The sequence below is a fragment of the Zhongshania aquatica genome (assembly GCF_027257955.1).
Lineage (GTDB): Bacteria > Pseudomonadota > Gammaproteobacteria > Pseudomonadales > Spongiibacteraceae > Spongiibacter > Spongiibacter aquatica.
In genome coordinates this window covers 98052-118884 of record NZ_JANZNQ010000011.1, presented here as the reverse complement: position 1 = coordinate 118884, position 20833 = coordinate 98052, and the positions used below count along the sequence as shown (strand labels likewise).

At 48.9% G+C, this 20833-nt stretch carries 18 protein-coding genes; 9 read left to right on the top strand and 9 right to left on the bottom strand.

Annotated elements, in window-relative coordinates; all coding sequences use genetic code 11:
- The first annotated feature begins 40 nt into the window (after window positions 1-40).
- Both rlmC and O9X78_RS12770 read left to right on the top strand, forming a co-directional pair.
- A complete protein-coding gene (gene rlmC / locus O9X78_RS12775; RefSeq protein WP_269620087.1) occupies window positions 41-1207 on the top strand; it encodes a 23S rRNA (uracil(747)-C(5))-methyltransferase RlmC in 1167 nt (388 codons plus the stop codon).
- A gap of 68 nt (window positions 1208-1275) precedes the next feature.
- On the top strand, window positions 1276-2202 hold the full coding sequence (locus tag O9X78_RS12770) for an FAD-binding oxidoreductase (RefSeq protein ID WP_269620086.1): 927 nt from the start codon (window positions 1276-1278) through the stop codon (window positions 2200-2202).
- A gap of 66 nt (window positions 2203-2268) precedes the next feature.
- Here O9X78_RS12770 and O9X78_RS12765 read toward each other — a convergent pair whose 3' ends face one another.
- The 5 genes from O9X78_RS12765 to O9X78_RS12745 all read right to left on the bottom strand — a co-directional run bounded on the left by O9X78_RS12765 (window position 2269) and on the right by O9X78_RS12745 (window position 8819).
- On the bottom strand, window positions 2269-2691 hold the full coding sequence (locus tag O9X78_RS12765) for a gamma-glutamylcyclotransferase family protein (RefSeq protein WP_269620085.1): 423 nt from the start codon (window positions 2689-2691) through the stop codon (window positions 2269-2271).
- Window positions 2666-3880 (bottom strand): EAL domain-containing protein, encoded by a 1215-nt coding sequence (locus O9X78_RS12760; RefSeq protein ID WP_269620084.1) that lies wholly within the window; start codon window positions 3878-3880, stop codon window positions 2666-2668. Before O9X78_RS12760 ends, O9X78_RS12765 begins: the two co-directional genes overlap by 26 nt.
- 162 nt (window positions 3881-4042) lie before the next feature.
- Window positions 4043-6205: a 3-hydroxyacyl-CoA dehydrogenase NAD-binding domain-containing protein gene (locus O9X78_RS12755; protein WP_269620083.1), complete on the bottom strand. Its 2163-nt coding sequence runs from the start codon at window positions 6203-6205 to the stop codon at window positions 4043-4045.
- Between the two features lie 123 nt (window positions 6206-6328).
- Window positions 6329-7528, bottom strand: a complete 1200-nt coding sequence (locus O9X78_RS12750) for an acetyl-CoA C-acetyltransferase (protein WP_269620082.1) — start codon at window positions 7526-7528, stop codon at window positions 6329-6331.
- A 235-nt stretch (window positions 7529-7763) separates the two neighbouring features.
- Window positions 7764-8819: an AraC family transcriptional regulator gene (locus O9X78_RS12745; protein WP_269620081.1), complete on the bottom strand. Its 1056-nt coding sequence runs from the start codon at window positions 8817-8819 to the stop codon at window positions 7764-7766.
- Between the two features lie 95 nt (window positions 8820-8914).
- On the opposite strand from O9X78_RS12745, the gene O9X78_RS12740 reads away from it, so the two are divergent.
- Window positions 8915-9580: a hypothetical protein gene (locus tag O9X78_RS12740; protein WP_269620080.1), complete on the top strand. Its 666-nt coding sequence runs from the start codon at window positions 8915-8917 to the stop codon at window positions 9578-9580.
- 25 nt (window positions 9581-9605) lie between these two features.
- Here O9X78_RS12740 and O9X78_RS12735 read toward each other — a convergent pair whose 3' ends face one another.
- On the bottom strand, window positions 9606-10985 hold the full coding sequence (locus O9X78_RS12735; RefSeq protein ID WP_269620079.1) for a sensor histidine kinase: 1380 nt from the start codon (window positions 10983-10985) through the stop codon (window positions 9606-9608).
- A complete protein-coding gene (locus tag O9X78_RS12730) occupies window positions 10972-11649 on the bottom strand; it encodes a response regulator transcription factor (RefSeq protein WP_269620078.1) in 678 nt (225 codons plus the stop codon). Before O9X78_RS12730 ends, O9X78_RS12735 begins: the two co-directional genes overlap by 14 nt.
- A gap of 186 nt (window positions 11650-11835) precedes the next feature.
- Here O9X78_RS12730 and O9X78_RS12725 point away from each other — a divergent pair, with 186 nt between their 5' ends.
- Both O9X78_RS12725 and O9X78_RS12720 read left to right on the top strand, forming a co-directional pair.
- On the top strand, window positions 11836-12324 hold the full coding sequence (locus tag O9X78_RS12725) for a hypothetical protein (protein WP_269620077.1): 489 nt from the start codon (window positions 11836-11838) through the stop codon (window positions 12322-12324).
- Between the two features lie 36 nt (window positions 12325-12360).
- Entirely contained in the window at window positions 12361-12948 is a 588-nt protein-coding gene (locus O9X78_RS12720) for an RDD family protein (RefSeq protein ID WP_269620076.1), read from the top strand.
- Between the two features lie 3 nt (window positions 12949-12951).
- On the opposite strand, the gene lptG is transcribed toward O9X78_RS12720, so the two are convergent.
- Window positions 12952-14013: an LPS export ABC transporter permease LptG gene (lptG, locus tag O9X78_RS12715; RefSeq protein ID WP_269620075.1), complete on the bottom strand. Its 1062-nt coding sequence runs from the start codon at window positions 14011-14013 to the stop codon at window positions 12952-12954.
- Window positions 14006-15118, bottom strand: a complete 1113-nt coding sequence (gene lptF, locus O9X78_RS12710) for an LPS export ABC transporter permease LptF (RefSeq protein ID WP_269620074.1) — start codon at window positions 15116-15118, stop codon at window positions 14006-14008. The genes lptG and lptF overlap by 8 nt, the downstream gene beginning before the upstream one ends.
- A gap of 219 nt (window positions 15119-15337) precedes the next feature.
- On the opposite strand from lptF, the gene O9X78_RS12705 reads away from it, so the two are divergent.
- The 4 genes from O9X78_RS12705 (at window position 15338) to O9X78_RS12690 (ending at window position 20706) form a co-directional block, all read left to right on the top strand.
- Entirely contained in the window at window positions 15338-16819 is a 1482-nt protein-coding gene (locus O9X78_RS12705; protein ID WP_269620073.1) for a leucyl aminopeptidase, read from the top strand.
- A 4-nt stretch (window positions 16820-16823) separates the two neighbouring features.
- Window positions 16824-17246 carry a DNA polymerase III subunit chi gene (locus O9X78_RS12700; RefSeq protein ID WP_269620072.1) on the top strand — a complete coding sequence of 141 codons (423 nt, stop codon included), beginning with the start codon at window positions 16824-16826 and terminating at the stop codon, window positions 17244-17246.
- A 6-nt stretch (window positions 17247-17252) separates the two neighbouring features.
- Window positions 17253-17666 (top strand): hypothetical protein, encoded by a 414-nt coding sequence (locus O9X78_RS12695; RefSeq protein WP_269620071.1) that lies wholly within the window; start codon window positions 17253-17255, stop codon window positions 17664-17666.
- Window positions 17667-17838: 172 nt separating this feature from the next.
- Window positions 17839-20706: a valine--tRNA ligase gene (locus O9X78_RS12690; protein ID WP_269620070.1), complete on the top strand. Its 2868-nt coding sequence runs from the start codon at window positions 17839-17841 to the stop codon at window positions 20704-20706.
- Window positions 20707-20833 lie beyond the last annotated feature (127 nt).

Below are 20833 nucleotides of genomic sequence, written 5' to 3'. Positions count from 1 at the left end.
GCAGCTTATAAAGTCGGTTTAATTTAACTGTGAATCTGCTGTGCACTGTCATTACTTTGAATCGCAACAATGCCGCTCATGCCAATGGCTAGACTCTCCCTATGAACAGCAGTTAGCAAAAAAAGAAACCAGTCTTGCCCAGCTACTCAGCTCCTATTCACCACCGCTATTTCTGCCCAGTGTGTCGTCACCGCAATCCAGTTTTCGAAATAAAGCAAAAATGGTGGTACTCGGCAACACCGACCGTCCCCTTCTCGGTATTCTTACCCCCAAGGGAAAGCCAATAAGCCTCTGTGATTGCCCACTCTACCCAGAAGATATGCAGTTGTTATTGCATAAATTAGAGGCATGGCTGAGCACACTCCACATTGCACCCTATGATGTTAAACGCCGCAGTGGCGAGCTCAAATACCTACTACTGAACCGAAATGAACAGGGCGTGTATATGCTCCGTTTAGTAGTGCGAAGCACTGACGCCATACCGACGATCAAAAATGCACTGCCCATACTCCTCGCCAATCAGCCCCTGATACAGACGGTATCCGTCAACATCCAAGCCCTTCATGCCGCCATTTTAGAAGGCCCCGAAGAGCATATATTGCATGGCGAGCATTTCCTATGCCAAACCCTCAATGGTATTCCGCTATATCAACGGCCTAAGGGTTTCTTTCAAACGAACCCTTTAATTGCAGCGCAGTTATATGCCGCAGCTGCTAGCTGGTTAGCAGACCTGAAGATTAATGTTATTTGGGATCTTTTCTGCGGATCTGGTGGCTTCGGACTGCACTGCATCACTGCGGAACGATCACTCATCGGCATTGAAATTGAGCCCGAAGCTATTGCCTGCGCGTCCCGCAGTGCACAGGAACTAGGCATAGCATCGCGGGTAAGTTTTAGAGCGTTGGACTCTGCCAACTTCACAGAACATCGCGGCGACAGCGCGAGCACAGTGAATTTAACCGCAAGCCCCGATGTCGTAATTGTTAATCCACCAAGACGCGGCCTCGGCCAAGCACTATGCCAAGACCTCGCCAACATTAATGCCCCTTATATTTTATACTCAAGCTGCAACCCCCAATCCTTGGCAAAAGATTTAGCGGAGTTGGAGCAATATCGCATTCATCAGGTGCAAATATTTGATATGTTTCCAAATACCGCCCACTATGAAGTTCTCGTTTTGCTAGTTAACTCGAACAACGCCCCCTAGCTTACACAGGGACTTCAAGTGCTTTCGACGGACAGTTATTACACCGAGGGAGAGCAGGCGCCACCTCTATGACCGACATTGAGTTTAAAAATACTCGCTATACTATCGCAGGCGAAGAAACAGTTTTAGACACCCTACTACGACACAAGGTTGCCATCCCCTACGGCTGTCGCGCGGGCGCTTGCCAAGCGTGCATATTGCAAAGCGATGCTAGTCAAATCCCGGACGACTGCCAACCGGGCTTAAATCCACAACAAATTCGTCAGGGATATTTTTTAGCATGCCGCTGCGTTCCTGACCAAGACATGCAGTTGCATGAAGTTGATATTACTAGTCAAAAAATTCCAGCAACCGTCAGCGAAAAATTTTTACTCGACAACCATACCCTGCGCTTACGCTTAAACTGCAGAATACGATGGGTAGCGGGCCAATATGTAACGGTTTGGATAGGTGATATCGCGCGATGCTATTCCATCGCCAGCGTCGCTAGACTCGATCCATTCATTGAGTTTCATATTCGTGTATACCCACACGGCGCCATGAGCAGTTTGCTCTACAATCAAACACACCCCGGCGATACACTTCAACTTCAAGGGCCACTTGGCAGCTTTGTATACCACCACGACAAACCTGATCAGAAATTATTGCTCATCGGTGCAGGCACCGGTATTGCGCCGCTCATAGGCATCGCTAGAGATGCCATTGAACACGGCCATGCAGCAACAATACGTTTATTAGCAGGCAGCGAGAACAATGAGTGCTACGAGGAAAAGCACCTTCAACGCATTCAAAATAGCGCATCGCAATTTTCATATCACACCGAAAGAACAGATAACATTGAAACAGTGCTCAACAGCCATTATCCAAGTTTACGTGGTCAGCGCATTTATATTTGCGGCGGAGAGGATTTTGTAAGGCGGTGTAAAAAAACATGTTTTATGCTGGGTGCATCACCAAGGGATATCATTACTGAGGAATTTATTAATTTCGCATGACCAACTGTTAGTATACTGTTGGTTGTCCGACAGGTGACTCAAGGTAAAAAAATACCGAAGAGACACTCAACTCAGAAGGCGCTTATAGCCTAAATATTGATCGATAAACGTCTGCTTCCCAGTCTTTAAAAAATGCTCAAAGTTCCAGTGCCAATCGGCAACTAGATGTTCACATTCATCACGAAAAACATAGGTCTCCGCGCTAACAAAAACACCTTCATGGGTTTCAACCGCAAGCGTCTCACGGGTATACCAATCGCCTTCAAACACGTCTAAGCGGGCGAGGCCATGTTGATCTACACCAAAGTATATACGACCTTCCACCGCTGTTGACGCATCCTGAACAATCGCAGGATACGCCTCACCAATTACCGCGTAACGCGCAAACCCTTTTAAGACTGCGGCCTCGCTATGCAAGTTATTAAACCCTGACACAGCAGCCATAATGTCTTCACACATTAAACTACCGTAGGTAAAAACTGTTGCCATAAATGTCCTTATCTTCCTCACCAAAGCAGAGAACATCGGCAAACAAAATTCTATCGCCCGACAGCACCTTTCCTATGGTCTGGCACATTCGACCGCTACGGACATCACGGTAGGGTTGGGACGCAACTTGATTTTTGTGGCGTAACTGCTTCGCCGCGAGTGCTTGATAAAAATACGGTCGCATCGACCAATTTGACCCCAAATTTCGGTCATCGACAAACCAAACTCGCGACGTTGAATCATTGGAGGCTTCATCGAGAAGTTCGTAGTTAGGCGATATCTGCTCGCCGTTGGCATGACACAAGAAAACTCTCAGAAGTCCGTCGGGGGCTTCCGGCAAAGACTCATGATGTAAACAGGCTCCGGAAACTGCCGATTGCACAGTCAGAAAATATAACTCCATCTTCTGCATGTACAACATTAATTGTTTTTCTCGGTCTAAATTGCGCTCGACATAGCCGTCGAGCAAGTTCCGAATGATGTCTTTCGGTGCATCTGAATCGATAAACTCCGGCAGTGCTGGCCAGAAGAAATAGCCCTGGACTAATCGCGCACCACACTCCAGCGCAAAATAGAACTCCTGTTCTGTCTCAACACCCTCGCACAACAAAGAACTTCCTGTGCGTCTCGCCAAATAGGCAATACTTTGCACTACCTCCTGGGATATACCGCCTGACATAGCGCGTTTAAACAAATTCATATCCAGTTTAATAATGTCGGGTTCTAAGGCGATAATACGGTCTAAGTGTGACGAGCCAGCGCCAAAATCATCAATAGCAATTCGCATTCCAGCAGCTCGATATCGAGACAGCAGCTTTTGCATATTTCCGTTGTCGCCAGCACCTTCAATAAACTCGATTAATATCCGGCTGGTATCAACATTTAGCTTTTTAGCCATTTCAATGGTTGGCACTGGAGCATTGTCGGCGACATGATCCATCCATTCAGGAGACAGATTCAACGACAGAAAAACATCCTGCTTGCTGTCTGCAAAATACGCTAAAGCCTGCTCACGCACAGAGCGATCTATGGTTAATAAATCTCGGCGATTGAAATTCGGATCGCTGAATAGCGCTCCGATAGACACAACTTCACCGTCCTTAGACCGAGTCCTGGCAAGTGCTTCATAGCCCACTATCGACATTCTTGTAATGTCTATAATGGGCTGAAAAAACGGAAAATACTGCACCTGCTCTCCGCACCCAAAGAATTGAAAGAGCTATCAAAGTAACCAAGAGACAGACGTTTTACAAGTGTATCTTCGGAAAAAATTAGAATATCAGCAATGACTTAGACGACCTTGCCAAGAAAATTGGCCAGCGTTGCACTGGCCGCAAAATTATCATTTACTTTAAATAAATAACTCGCCGCTCTCAGCTCGACTAAGCAGCAGTGAGGGCACGCTAAAGTCGGCTCCATAGCGGGCTTCAAGTTCGCGAGCGCGAGTAACGAATGCCTTCAAACCATAAGCATTGATCGCTTGAAAAACGCCACCAGTTTGCGCGGGAAAGCCAATACCCATGATCGAACCAATATTGCCATCGCCTACAATGTCTATAACGCCTTCTTCCATCGCTCGCACCGCTTCCAAACACTGACTAAACGTCAGACGATCTTTTATGTCTTGGTAGGGAATATCGGTATAACCCGTTGGCGCAAATGCGTCCTTAAGCCCAGGCCACATTTGCTTCTTACCACTAGCAGGGTATTCATAATATCCACCGCCGTGCACTTTTCCTCGACGCCCAAACTCATTCACCATACGGTCGAGAATTCTAGACGCCGCGTTATCCTGCCATTCTTTCCCCTGGGCAATGGTGTCGGCCTTGGCTTGCTGGCCATTTTTATAAGCCGTCTCTTGACTAATCTCATCAATCGCCGCCAAAGGCCCAACAGGTGAGCCATTATCCCGAGCCGCAGACTCAATCAATACCGGATTCACCCCTTCTTCCAACATGATCGCGCCTTGAGTAACCGTTTTACTGATTACCCGTGTGGTGAAAAATCCCGGTGCGTCGTTGACCACTATCGGCGTTTTGCCAAGCTGTTGGGCCAAATCGAAGGCCTTGGCTAAGGTCTCATCAGAGGTTTGCTCACCGCGAATAATTTCCACCAAAGGCATTTTTTCCGCTGGCGAAAAGAAATGCATACCGATAAAGTTTTGCGCCCGAACACTGGCTTTTGCTAAGTCAGATATGGGCAAGGCTGAGGTATTCGACGCAAAAACACTATTTTCAGCCATGACCGCTTCACACTCTTTTGTTACTGCAGCCTTAATGCCTCGGTCTTCAAAAACAGCTTCAATCACCATATCGCAGCCTGCTAAATCGGCATATTCTGCGGTGGCGTGAATACGCGCCATACATTGAGTCATCGCTTCTTCTGTCAACTTACCCTTAGCAATACCCTTGGTATAAAAAGCTTCGGCGTAGCCGCGCCCCCTATCGGCATTTTCTTGGCTAATATCTTTGAGAACGACGTCAATACCTTTTTGCGCAGCAACCGTCGCAATACCAGCGCCCATCTGCCCCGCACCTAGAATACCGAGTTTTTTACACTTATATCGCTCTGCCACATTAGGGCGACTCGCGCCTTTGTTCAAAGCTTCCATTTGTACAAAAAACGCGGTCATCATATTTCTTGCGGTTTGATCTAGTAACAATCTCAAGAAATACCGCCCCTCTATCTTTTGTGCGGTATCAAAATCGACTCGTGCACAATCAACCACGCAAGCAAAAATGGCATTTTGTGCCGGCATTAAATTTTTTGTTTGCACCATGACATTGGCTGGGCCAAAGAACGTCAGTCCCTGATTAGCAGGTTCATCTGGGCGACCTCCGGGAATAGCATAGCCGTCTTTATCCCACGGCTGCTTAGCCTCAGCATTCGCTTTGATCCACGATTTCGCTTTTACGTGCATATCGGCTTCATCAGTAGCTAATTCGTGCAACAAACCTTTCTCTAATGCTTGGGCTGCTTTAAGACGACGCCCTTGACTGATTAAGCCAATAGCTTCTTGCATACCAAGTAAATAGGTCATCCGAACCACACCACCGGCGCCCGGCATCAACCCAATCATGGCCTCAGGCAAACCGACTTGAATACCGTTGATTGCAACTCGATAGTGACATGCCAAGGCGATTTCAAAGCCACCACCAAGTGCGGGGCCATTGAGCCCAACCGCGACGGGCACGCCGAGAGTCTCTAGCTGACGCAAAGGCGCTTTGGTCGCCATAACACCCGCGTACATTTTTGCTTTTTCCGCTTCGCTGGGGTTTAAATCCATATTCAGCATTTCATTAATATCGCCACCAGCAAAAAACTGCTGCGGCTTACCGCTGCGCACGTAAATTCCGGTAACACCGCCATCGGCAACCATCTGTACAAGCTCAGCAACCGCGCTTCGCATTGCCTCGTCATATTCATAGCCCATGGTATTAACAGTTTTACCCGGCTGATCAAAAATCAGCTCTACAATACCGTCGCTGTCTTTTTCTAAGCGAATATATGTCATGATATTTTATCTCTCTATATTCTGATAACAGCATTTACATAAAGCTGCTAATCGCTATTCTTTTGCTAAATCACGTGTGTGCGCGCAGCCCCAACCGTGTTCATTGATTTTGACAAAACGCCTTTAAACCCGCTCGATAACGGTGGCGATACCAATGCCGCCGCCGGCGCACAACGTAACGACGCCTCGCTTTAGGTTTCTGCGCTCGAGCTCGTCGAGCAAGGTGCCAAGAATCATCGCGCCAGTTGCACCGATGGGATGCCCCATTGCAATCGCACCCCCGTTTACATTTATTTTCTCATCGGGAATATTCAATATTTTTTGGTAGCGCAAAACCACAGACGCGAAAGCTTCGTTGAGTTCGAATAAATCAATATCGTCAACCGTTAAGCCAGCCTTTTTCAACGCTTTTTCCGTGGCGGGCGCAGGTCCAGTTAACATGATGGTGGGTTCAGTGCCGACTAAAGCACAACTTAAAATGCGCGCTCTGGGGCTTAAGTTCTGTTCTTTACCCGCCCGTTCACTGCCGACTAGAACGAGCCCTGCACCGTCGACAATACCCGAGGAATTTCCCGGTGTATGAACACAGTGAATGTTTTCTAGCTCAGGATATTTCAATTTTGCGACACCGCCGTGACCGTAGTCGTTAAACATTTGGAATGCGGGTTTAAGCTTCGCTAGACCTTCAAGCGTGGTATCGCCACGAATAAACTCGTCGTGGTCCAAAATCGTTACGCCATTGAAATCCTTTACTGGCACAATTGACTTAAAGTAGCCCAATTCCCTCGCCTGCGCCGCGCGTTGCTGAGACATCACCGCGTAGCGGTCAACATCTTCACGACTAAATCCGTCCATGGTAGCGATCATGTCGGCGCCCAAGCCCTGAGAAATGAAATAACTTTTCATTGCCACCCAAGGATCGCCGGTCGCACCACCGCTGGCACCAATACCCAAACGAGACATGGACTCGACACCGCCTGCGGCAACTAGATCTTCATAGCCCGCAGCAATTTTTGCGGCGGCCATATTAACGGCGTCTAAACCGCCAGCACAAAAGCGGTGAAGCTGTGCACCTGTAGTCACATCATCCCAGCTGGAATACACAAGGGCTGCTTTAGCAATATTTTGCCCCTGCTCTTTGACCGGTTCACCGCAGGCGAGAATTAAATCTTCCACTTTTGTGGTATCTAAATCATGGCGCTCTTTGAGCGCCTCTAACAGGTTAGTCACCAAGTCGATGGGTTTAACCTCATAAAGCGAACCGCCGCGCTTACCTTTGCCCCTCGGGGTGCGAATCGCATCGTAAATAAAAGCTTCTGCCATGGTATTTCCTGCCAAACTTGGGATGAAAGTCATTGGGTCGCTTGAGCAACCACGGCTGGCACAATGGACTGTCAGGCCCTTTTAAGACAATGGCATTTCGGGTCAACACACTGGCAGAATTTTATAAAAATAATAAAAAACAGAGAGTTACAAAACAGGAAGGGGGGTGATGTGGCCAACAAAATCGCTTTAAGACCACACCATCATCTGACGATTCACGCTGTCCACATTCTATTTAACGTAAACTTTCGCGCTCGGTCTGACGATATTCGCCGGGCGTAGTACCCGTCCATTTTTTGAAGCATCGGTGGAATGCAGATGGATCAGTAAATCCCATCAGCGCCGCAACGGCATTGATAGATAATTCCGAATTCCCCAAATAAGCCATTGCGGCATCGCGACGACATTCGTCTTTAAGCTGCTGAAAGGTCGTACCTTCCTTCTTGAGCCGACGACGCAAGGTTGGCGCTGACATATTTAAGGCGTCGGTGATACGCTCAAAACTTGGAAAGCCTTGGGAAAAGTCGTGCCCAATCATCGCCCTTACCCGCGCAACCAAACTACCATCATCACGACCACCGCTCATTACCATCAAGGGATAAGGGGCAGCACGTAAAAAGTCTTTCAGGGTTCGCTCATTGTGGACCAATGGATAGCCCAAATAGCGGGTGTCGAAAACAAACTCATCCCTAAGTTGGCCGTAATACACCGGGCAAGAGAATAACTGCTGGTATTTTTCGACTCGCCCTTTTCCCGACGGTGCTTGCCCAGCAAAACGCACTTCTTTCAGTTCGATATTGCTGCCGACCAACCAGCAGAAAAATCGATGCCAAATTGATAATCCGTACAAGTCAGCGGCATCTACCTTATCACCGGCAAAGCCCTTTTTTACGCTGCCGTAACCTACAATCGCACTGTCTTTTCGAGTATCTAAGTATATCTGTGCATCGGCATCGTAGAACGTTCTGAAGAATTCACAGGCACGTTTGATTGCCTTGCCTAAATTTTCGCAACCGATAATGCAATAACACATCATTCGAAATGCACCGGGTGTCACACTTTGACCTAGCATTAAGCCAAACGCTTCATCCTGAAGGAGGTTCATTACTTGCTGATACAATTTTGTGTATTGCATCGCGGATATATTGGCCTGATAACCAGCCGAACGACTATTTAGCGGATTAAAACCAATCCCCGCCACCGTCAGAATACCACCGTGGTCGTAGCCACGTTCGGCAGCAAGACTTAACAGCGACCGTGCAAATTTAGTCGGTACCGTTTCAAGATCCATATTACTCAGCAGATTTCTCCAATGCGCCTAAATGTAAGTTTTTTATTTTAGCATCCACGTCAAAAACCACGATAGATACTCGGTATAGCAATAAAATGTCTGCTAACTTGAATACATTCATCAAGCTAGCCATAATCAATGACATGACGGAATCACGCTTTGATCTAATCCTCACTGGCAATCTCGCCCCGGGCGTGTCGCGCGACGCTGCCATCAGTAAGCTCGCAGCACTATTCAAACGCTCTATTGAACAAGTAGAACCGTTACTTAGTGGTAAAGCCAGCCGAGTGCGTAAAGACCTGAACGAAACCGAGCTACAGCGCTACCAGCAGGCATTTAATGCCATCGGCGTCGTGACTAAAGTGCTACCCGCTGCGCCCAAACTGGAAACGTCAACAAGTAATATCCCATCGTCAACTCCCCACTTATCGCTTTGTCCCAATGGCACACCGGTACTGAGCGATGATGAGCGTCAGCACCCTCCCGTCGCCGCCCCCGAAACAGCTCACCTTAGCGTAGTAGAACTTGGCCAAAATCTCTCTGATAATGGTGGAATGCCTCCACTACCGGCTCCCGATACTGAGCACCTAAGCCTTGCAGCCACTGGCACGGCATTGCTGCCTGAAACAAGGTCGGCGGTCACACCACCGGTAATACAGACTAGCCAGCTCAGTCTTTGCGGCACGGGAACCCCGCTATTGGACCCTAGGCCCAAGGTTGAATACCGGATTCCCAATACCGAACACCTCGACTTGCTATAGCGCATTTTCTGCTTAAATTTATGCCTCACGTCACTCGTGGGAATCGCAATACTATACGCAAACCAGGATTATTATCTTTTAATTCAATATAACCGTCGTGCAGCCGCACAACCGCCTGCACCAAACTTAGCCCCAAACCATTTCCTGGATGACGACTGCGGCTGTGCTCAACGCGGAAGAAGCGCTGAAACACTTTTTCGCGATCCTCTTCTGGAATACCGATACCACTATCAGCCACTTCAATTCTAACTACACCACCCTCGACCGCGAGATTCACCTGCACACGACCACCCTCGGGAGTGTACTTAATCGCGTTATCCACCAAATTTGCGACGGCTTGAAACAGCAAATTTCGATCGCCGTTAAAACTCCCTACCTTCGCCAAGCCGGTGTGAAAGGTCTGCCCTTTTTCCGCTGCCAAAGGTTCGTAAAGTTCTATAACGTCTGACACCAACGTACATAAATCAACCTCGGCAAAACCAGAACGGCGATGGCCGGTTTCGACCTGAGCGATTCGCAGCAAGGCGCTAAAGGTTCCTAATAAACCGTCAGCCTCCTCAATCAGTAACTCTAGCTGCTCTCGATTAGCGCTATCTTCACAGTTTTCATGAAGGTCACTCAGCCTGTTTCTAAGCCTGGTAAGTGGCGTTCGCAAATCGTGGGCAATATTGTCTGAGACCTGCCGAACCCCGGTCATCAAGACCTCGATCCGATCCAACATCTGGTTCACGCTCTCAGATAAGCGCAAAAAATCACCACTGCTGCTGTGGGTATCAATACGCTCAGACAAATCCCCCGCCATAATGCGGCGCACCGTCACGTTAATATGCTCAACCCTTCGTAGACTGAGGGCTGCAACAATGGCGCCGCCTATGGTTCCCAACAAAATGGTCGCAACCATACTGCGGGTCAATGCACCGCCTACCAACTTCGTACTATTGAGAACGTCGGCATAATGACGGGCAACAAGCACATGCTCGCCACCTTCTAGCTGCTTAGATCGAGCTACAAACTCCGTCCCGATAGAGTCTGCCGAATTGGTCAAAGACTCAAAATTAAAGCCCAACCAACCATTACGATACTCTTTGCTATCTGGCCACTGATCCAAGTTGCCTGCGATTTTATTGAGATTTTCATCGCCCACAAAATAGAAGAAACGAATGAGCCTATCTGGGCCGCTATGGAGTTTAACAAACTCGTCGACCGCCTCTTCACCGCCGCTTTGATAAGCCTGACTGAGGGATTCAAGCTCGTCGGTAACGGAATGATGCACCTCAGCGAAAAAGTCATAGGCAATGAACGCATAGATCAGCGCAAGCACCATAAATACAGCGACACTTAGCCAAGCGACATAGCTAACCAGAAAGCGAAAGGTGAAGCTGGTGAAGATTTTACTGAGAATCATCCAACATATATCCAGCGCCGCGAACGGTGTTCAGCAGGGGTTTATCAAAACCTTTGTCGATTTTTTGACGCAAGCGACTGATATGCACATCGATGACGTTTGTTTGAGGATCAAAATGATAATCCCACACATTTTCTAGCAGCATGGTTCGGGTAACGACCTGACCGGCATGACGCATCAAATATTCAAGTAATTTGTACTCTCTAGGCTGCAAATTAAAGGGCTGCCCAGCGCGGGATACTTTGTGAGCGAGTAAATCCATCTCTAAATCGGCGACCTTTAAACGAGTGACCGCAGAACCCGCCTCCTTTCTACGCAAAATAACTTCTATTCGCGCTAATAACTCAGCAAAGGCAAAGGGCTTCACCAGATAATCGTCGCCACCGGCCTTCAAGCCCTTAACTCGGTCATCTACTTCACCAAGTGCACTCAAGATGAGTGCTGGGGTAGTATCGTTGGACGCACGAAGAGTCTGAATAATGGTTAGCCCATCTACGTGGGGCAACATACGATCCACTATGAGTGCGTCATATTGCTCGGTCGTCGCTTTAACCAAACCGGTTTTTCCATCGGCGGCATGCTCAACCTGATACCCGCTCTCGCGCAGGCCCTTCACGATATACTCAGCTACGCTAGTATCATCTTCTATCAATAAAACCCGCATCTACTGCTCATCCCTTCCACTTTTATTATGTTCCACCTTCATAACCACTTCTCGCCACTTATCAAGCGAAACAGCCATCGATGAAAGACCTATGTTGGTGAAGTACATCTACTTATTCACCCTTAGTATGGGGGCGAGTAGACTTTTTTCCAACAGCTTCAGCTCCGGCAAGGGAGACTATCAGCAATGAATAATATAAAAAATGCCTACGCCTGTCTTACTCATTGTGTAAGTAAACTGCATTATTTGATTCTACTGTCTTGTGGCCTGATGCCCTGCGCTGCATTTAGCGATACTTGGGGACGTGAATCTGTGAATGACATCACCTTGCCCCTTAACCAAAAACTTAGCTACCAGCCCACCATTAGCTTTTGTATTGAACGCGATGAAGCAACCGGCAATTTTCAGGCGTTTAATGCCAACGAAGCGCGATTCAATCGTGTATGGATGGATCAAAACAGCGCAAAACAAGGGAATGACGCGACCAAGGCTCTCCTAAAAATGGGGTTGAAAGCGCTTTATAAGTCATTTCACGACCGCAGCGATGGCGCAAAGCGCTATCTCCCCGACGAAGAAGGACGGGTGGCAGTATCTAATTTCGATGGGTACAAAACTGATTACAGCGTACACGTGCGCAGCGATTCTCTCACCCTCGGGATTGCTCTCGCTTTCTAATCCAACTACACCTCGCGGGCCTGCCCCTGATACAATATGGCCGATTACGTCGTGGATCTGCCGCCAATGCCCGCAAAACCCAAAACACCAAGCGCTGAACTCAATAACGATTCAGCGCCAAAAACGTCTAAAAACAATTCGTCCGCCACCCACGAAGCGGCCCCTGGCGTGTTCCGTCGCATCGCCGTGATTGTCTATGACGCATTTCTATTATTTGCGGTTCTTTTTGTGGCTACGCTAATCCCTGCTTTTTTTCTGAGTCCTGAGTCCTTTGTGGCAAATCCAGCCAATAATAGCGTTGTTCACGAGCTGGACATACCGCTGCAGGGTTGGCTATATCGCGCCTACCTCGTGGTATTAATCATTATTTTCTATGGTTGGTTTTGGCGTAAAAGCGGACAAACTCTTGGCATGCAAGCATGGCGAATTAAATTGGAAAGCCTTAGCGGTGACAAACCTAGCTGGACGCAGTGCATTATTCGAGTCCTGATCGCAGGTGTATCGCTGGCCGCCGGCGGATTGGGTTACTGGTGGATTTGGATCGACAAAGATAGTCGCTCTTGGCACGACCGAGCATCAAATACAGTGTTGCGCTCTATACCAAAAGACAAGAAAAAGGCTTAGAACCTAAGCCTTTTTCATTAATAAATAGGTTCCCACGACAAAACAAATCGCAATGGGCAGAATACTGGCGTAAATGGGATCAAAACCATAGACCATACTGGATGGTCCCAAAATGTCTTGCAGAGTACGAAAGACAATACCAACCATCACCCCAACAAACACGCGAAAGCCCATCGTCACATTACGCAATGGCCCAAAAATAAACGAAATAGCCACTAACACCATCCCCATAATGGTTAGTGGCTGAAGCAGCTTATTCCAAAATGCCAGTTCATAATCACCGGCATTCAAACCCTGCTTGCTCAGATAGCCAGCGTAGCGCCACAAACCGCTAATCGATAAATCTTTAGCATCTAGAACCAATATATTTAACAACTCTGGGGACAAACCTGTATCCCAAGGCATTTGCGCTACAAGCTCCTGCTTCGCCCCCTTATCGCCCAAATCAACTACTTTTGCCGTTTCCAAGGTCCAGTTGTCATCTATGTAATAAGCCCGCTCGGCAAAAATATTACGTTCGAGTTGGCGGTCTTGATTAAAACTAAAAATACTGACCCCGTACAAAACTCCGTTTGGCTGCACGGCATTAAAATGCATAAATTGCGGCCCTTCGCGGTGCCACATGCCGTGCGGAGAATGCATGGTCGGTGATTTTTGAAGCGCCACCGCACGCTGGCTTTCCGCAATTTGCTGCGACACCGGCGCTACATATTCGGAAATACAAAGCCCCAAAAGCGTTAACGCCAAGGTCGGTTTGATAACCGCAAACACTAATTGACGGGTAGACACCCCCGCCGCTCGCATTACGATTAATTCGCTGCTGCTCGCCAAAGAGCCTAAACCCGCTAAACACCCCACTAAGGCCGCAAAAGGAAGATAATCAGAAAAACTACCAGGGGATGTCAGGGCAACATATTTAATGACCGCCATAAACGTGTAGTCACCGCGAACCTCTTTCAGCCCATCGATAAGCTCAGACAACATATCGAGGCCAACAATAACCATCAGCACCAAAATGATTGAACCCGCAACGGTTCGGCCTATGTAGCGGTTGAGTTTAGTCACGATTGCGTCTCCAGCTCAGCCACCAGTGCCGCATCATGCTGTCCCAGTAAAGCAGGACTAAACCCAATAATAAAAATGCGACATGGACTATCCACATTCCCGGGAATACCGGCCACGCCCCTTTCGCAATGGCGTCACGAATCGCATTTAAACAAACCAGATACACCATATAAATCATAAAGGCGGGAAACATTTTGCCGTATCGACCACGGCGGTGATTAGTTTTACTTAAAGACACGGCGATAAGTGCCGCAATCGGGACTAACAGACCTAGGGAAACACGCCATTGAATAGCGGCGATATCTTCTAACGCTGGCGAACCCCACAACTCAGCACTGTCTTTACCATCAAGTTCCTGACGGTAGGTCTTAACCTCGGAGTCCCGAATTAACTGATCTAGCTGTGCAAAGGTGGTGACCTGATAGTCCATGAAGCCTGGCTCACCGACATAGCGCACGCCATCGTCCAATACCAGATAGCGCTGACCGGAATTTTTATCTATTTCAAAACGGCCTTGGGCCGCAGTCACCACAGACACCAAGGGCCGACCGCCAGCAATGACAGGCTCCGGCTGGGCAATAAACACGCCCTGCATGGTCTGGTCATCACGGTTTGCTTTTTCAATATACGTGACTCTGCCACTGGCTTTATCAAGCCGAAAACGCCCCTCCACCGCCGCCTTAACACCAATTTCAGAGCTGCTTTCAGCGAGTAATTCAATATAAGCCTGAATGCCGGACGGGGTTACCACCAAGCTAATGTAGCCAACAACACCTGCTGTGATCATAGCGGGGATCATTGTGTAAGAAAGCAAGCGTCGACGACTCATGCCACAGGCACTCATCACCGTCATTTCACTGTCGACATAAAAGCGTCCGTACGACAGGAGTATGCCAATAAACAAACCGAGCGGCAGTACCACTTCTAGAAAATTAGGTAGTCGGTACATCATCACCAAGAACAGCACATCGGGGGCAAAATCACCCGACGCTACCTGACCGAGATACTTTACAAAACGTCCGCTCATAATAATAACAAGCAGGGTCAGCGTGACGGCAAACACCGTCTTTAACATTTCGCTAGCTAGGTACCTAAATAAAATCAAACAGTCATATCTCCACCACCACTTTCCGCCCTCTCATATTCAGCGAGAGCATCATGTCTTTATGCCTAACTATTTCACGCGCCGATGATACCCTTTACACTAAGGCGAGAATACTGCCTTATAGCGCATTACTACTAATGCGATGAATAGTTCAGCTATTTAACGAGAACATAACGGCGTGAATTATCGCCAATCTGTCCATAGTCTGCGAGTGTATCCATGCAAATAAGCCTCAAGCCCTGTAAAGATGTCACCACGGTAAACACCGATTGTTTAATTCTCATTGTAGATAGCACACTCAGTGCTAGCATCGCCAAAGCGACAGACGCAGCCTGTGGCAGCACAATTAGCCAACTCATCAAACGGGGCGATTTTAAGGCCAAAACAGGCGAAGTTCTTTACCTTCCTGCGGTAACTGGCTTGAAGGCGCAAAGAATAGTGCTTATTGGCAAAGGCGAAAACGCAGAAATTAAAGACAGCGAATTTGACAAGATTATTAATGCAGGTATTAACAGCGCATCAGTTGCCGGCTGCAAAGATATTAGCGTTATGCTCGACAACGTTAACGTAACAGACCGAAAAACTGCGTGGCAATACCAGCGAATTGCGCAGCTAATCACCACTGCGGGTTATCGCTACACCGCGACAGTTAGCAAACCTAAACCCCCACTTTCAATTCGTCGTGTCACGCTTCAGGGCGCAAACAATGACGCCAACCGCCGCGCCGTCCACATCGGTGCGAGTACCGGCAAAGGGATAAATATCGCCTGCGACTTAGGCGATCTACCAGGTAATATTTGCACCCCCAACTACCTCGCTAGCGAAGCACGCGCGCTGGGCCGCAAATACGATTCTGTTAGCGTAAGCGTATTAGACGAGAAGAAAATGGCGCAGCTCGGCATGCACTCGCTGCTGTCAGTGACGGCTGGCAGCGATCAACCGGCACGGCTCATTGTTATTGAATACAACGGCGGCAAAAAAGCGGACAAACCCCACGTTATAGTTGGCAAAGGCGTCACCTTCGACACTGGCGGTATCAGTTTGAAGCCCGGCGCAAAAATGGATGAGATGAAGTACGACATGTGTGGCGCAGCCAGCGTTGTCGGCACAATGAGCGCCGTCGCCGAAATGGATTTAAAACTCAACGTGGTGGGTATTATCGCTGCCGCCGAGAATATGCCCAGCGGTAGCGCAACCAAACCTGGCGACGTTGTCACCAGTATGTCGGGACAAACCATCGAAATTCTGAACACCGACGCTGAGGGCCGCCTAGTGCTATGCGATGCACTCACTTACGCGGGCAAATTCAAACCTGAGTCAGTCATTGATATAGCCACACTCACCGGTGCCTGCGTGGTCGCTCTAGGTAAACATGCCGCGGGCCTATTTAGCAATGATGACGGCTTTGCGGCTGAATTACTTGAGCAGGGCAAATTAGCACAAGATCGCGCGTGGCATATGCCTCTCTGGGACGACTACCAAGGTCAACTTGACAGTAACTTCGCAGACATGGCCAATATCGGCGGCCCAGAAGCCGGCAGCGTCACAGCGGCCTGCTTCCTATCTCGATTCACCAAAGATTATCGCTGGGCTCATCTTGATATCGCGGGTGCAGCGTGGAATGGCGGTGCAAACAAGGGCGCCACCGGGCGGCCCGTTGGCTTGTTATGTCAATATCTATCGAGCAAAGCTGGCAGTTAGGAAAATGACGCGGATTGATTTTCACATTCTCAGTCTCAACAGCAGCGAAGCGGCCATGCATTACGCCTGCCGCTTTACTGAAAAAGCGTGGCGTGCCGGTCATCAAGTCTATCTGCACTGCGATGATGTCGAGATGACCGAAGCCTTAGATGTCATGCTTTGGCAGTATCGCGACGAAAGCTTTATCCCTCACAGTCGCCACCCAGCGGACCAGCACCCAGTATTAGTCGGCTGCGGTGATCACGCTGGTGAGCATTGTGATGTGTTGGTCAACCTAGCAAAAGAGACACCCACTTTTTTTAGTCGCTTTAAACGCCTAGCGGAAATCGTTAACCAAGAAGACAACTGTCTAAGCGCGTCTAGGGAGCGCTATAGCTTTTACAAAAACCGCGGCTATCCCTTAAAAACCCACACCATCAAAGGTTAATTCACCATGGCAAAGGATAAAGGCCCATTGCTGGGTGAGTTAGAAGAACTAAAAGCCGTGCTGCGTAAACCTCGCGGCGTCGATTTGTCAGCCATCCCGCTGCTTGACGACATTATCACCGAGTATCCGGAATTCGTAGACGATGCGGAAACGGAAGCGGAGTTTGTTGCCGACAACGACGACGTCATTGTTACCGACGATCACACCGAGTCTAGCGACGAGTTGATGTTCGAAGAAGTGGCACAGCCCCAGTCAAAGTCCGGCTATGCTGATGACGGGAATTACGAGCGTGAAATTTTCATGCAGGAAGTTATCGATTCAATGATGCCAGAAATAGAATCCGAGCTACGCATAAGGTTACTTAGTTTAGACGAGAGCATTTTAGAACGCTGGTACGCCCAACTCCAGTCAGACAAATGAATAGCCAAGTTGATGAAAAATAAACCTTCTTTTTAGCCAGCCTGCCTAAAACTCAGTATACTTGCCCCCTTTTAAATCGCCGCCACTCCGCGCTGACCTTTTATATCGTTCAGCCTAGCACGGCCACCCTAAACACGAATTAAAAATTAGGCCACTGCGCCGTAGAGAAACAATGGATAAGACATTTCAGCCAGTAGACATCGAAACCAAGTGGTACAAAAACTGGGAAGAAAAAGGCTATTTTTCACCCCAAGGAAAAGGCGAATCCTACAGCATCATGATTCCACCGCCGAACGTCACCGGCAGCCTGCACATGGGCCACGCGTTTCAAGATTCGATCATGGATGCCCTCACCCGCTATCACCGTATGCAAGGAAACAACACCCTCTGGCAGGTCGGCACCGACCATGCCGGTATTGCCACGCAAATGTTGGTTGAACGCAAACTAGCAGCAGAAACCGGGCAAACTCGGCACGATCTCGGCCGCGACGCCTTTTTAGACAAAGTCTGGGAGTGGAAAGAAGAATCTGGCGGCACCATTACTCGCCAGTTGCGTCGCCTTGGCGCCTCTGTTGACTGGAACCACGAGCGCTTCACCATGGACGACGGTTTTTACAAAGCCGTTCAAGAAGTGTTTGTTCGTCTCTACGACGACAAGCTCATCTACCGCGGCAAACGCCTCGTTAACTGGGACCCAAAACTCCACACCGCCATCTCTGACCTTGAAGTCGAAAACACCGACGAAAAAGGCTTTATGTGGCACTTCCGCTACCCGCTGGCAGATGGCGCGACTACCGCCGACGGCAAATCCTATTTAGTTGTTGCCACCACCAGACCAGAGACCATGCTCGGTGATAGCGCCGTCGCGGTGAACCCGAGGGATGAACGCTATGCCTCACTAATCGGCAAGTTCATCACCCTACCCTTGGTGGGGCGACTCATACCTATTATTGCCGACGACTATGTCGATCGCGACTTCGGCACCGGCTGCGTGAAAATCACTCCAGCACATGACTTTAATGACTACGCCGTAGGTCAACGTCACAAATTGCCGATGATCAACATCCTCGACAAAGACGCCGCCATTCGCAGCGAAGCAGAAATATTCAATAGCGATAGCTCAGAGAACACCGACATCGACAGGGCCTTACCGACAAATTATGCAAACCTAGATCGCTACGCGGCGCGCAAGGCCATCGTCGCCGATTTAGAGACCGCCGGACTACTTGAAAAGATCGACGACCACGCGTTAAAAGTGCCGCGTGGAGACCGCTCAGGCTTGGTCATCGAACCTATGCTAACCGATCAATGGTTTGTCGCGACCGCCGCATTGGCAAAACCCGCTATAGAAGCGGTTGAGGACGGTCGTATTGAATTTGTGCCCAAACAATACGAAAACATGTATTTCAGCTGGATGCGCGACATTCAAGACTGGTGTATTTCCCGCCAACTATGGTGGGGCCATAGAATTCCCGCTTGGTACGACGAAGAGGGAAATATCTACGTCGCTCGCAATGAAAACGAAGCCCGTAAAAAATACGCATTGAGCACCGACTTGCCACTAAAACAAGACGACGATGTACTCGACACCTGGTTTAGCTCAGCGCTGTGGACCTTCGGCACACTGGGGTGGCCGGAACAAACAGAACGTCTAAAAACCTTCCACCCTACCGACGTTCTAGTCACCGGTTTTGACATTATTTTCTTCTGGGTTGCCAGAATGATTATGATGACCATGCACTTCAATAAAGACGAAAACGGCGAGGCGCAAGTGCCCTTTAAAACCGTGTACGTCACCGGCCTGATTCGCGATGAGCAGGGTCAGAAAATGTCCAAATCTAAGGGCAACGTTCTCGACCCCTTAGATATGATCGACGGTATCGAATTAGACGCGCTGCTAGAAAAGCGCTGCGGCAATATGATGCAGCCTCAGCTCGCCGAAAAAATTGCCAAAGCCACCCGTAGCACCTTCCCAGATGGCATTGGCGCACATGGTACTGACGCACTGCGCTTCACCCTGTTTTCACTGGCATCTACAGGTCGCGACATCAATTGGGATATGCGACGCCTAGAGGGCTATCGCAACTTCTGTAACAAAATTTGGAACGCCGCACGCTACGTGCTGATGAACACCGAAGAGCAAGACTGCGGTATCAACGGCGAAGCCGTGGAACTTAGTCTCGCTGATCGCTGGATTATTTCTAAGCTACAACAAACCGAGCAAGCAGTAGCCAACGCAATGGGCCAATACCGACTGGATCTTGCGTCCCAAGCGATTTACGAATTTATCTGGAACGAATACTGCGACTGGTATTTAGAGCTGTCTAAGCCCGTGCTATGGGACGACAACGCCCGTGACGAAGCAAAGCGCGGCACACGCAGAACGCTAATCCGCGTACTTGAAGCCACCCTACGCATGGCCCACCCCTTCATGCCTTTCATCACCGAAGAAATTTGGCAACGGGTTGCGCCTATTGCGGGGGTTGATTTCAAACCAGATGACGACACCATCATGCTGCAAGCCTACCCTGTGTCAGCAGATGAGAAGGTGGATGAACTCGCCGTTGCCGATGTCGAATGGCTAAAGCAAGTTATTCTGGCTATTCGAAATATTCGTGGCGAAATGAATGTACCGCCATCGAAAGCGTTAACCCTGCTATTAAAAAACGGCAGCGAAGAGGATCTTCGTCGTCTGACGGCCAATCGTCAGTCACTTAGCAAGCTCGCAAAATTGGACGATATTCAATGGCTAGCTGAGAGCGATGAAGCTCCCATGTCAGCAACGCAGCTAGTCGGCGCGATGGAAGTTCTGGTTCCCATGTCCGGCTTAATTGATAAGGCGGCAGAAATTGCTCGTTTAGAAAAGGAGATCCAGAAGCTAGACAAGGAGATCCAGCGCTTAAGCGGCAAACTCGGCAACGCCGGATTTTTAGACAAAGCCCCCGCCGATGTGGTCGCCAAAGAGCAAGAAAAGCTTGCCGGACAACAAGCCGCGCTAACAAAGCTCAGCGAGCAAATTCAAGTCATCAACGCGCTGTAAGCGCCGACGAGATTCTACTATAACGCCCGAAGGCATAGACAAAGCTACCAAAGCCGTTATAGTAGAACTCACGTCAAGTCCGATATCCGCAGTAATGTAATGATTGCACGCAGATACAACGCGCTTA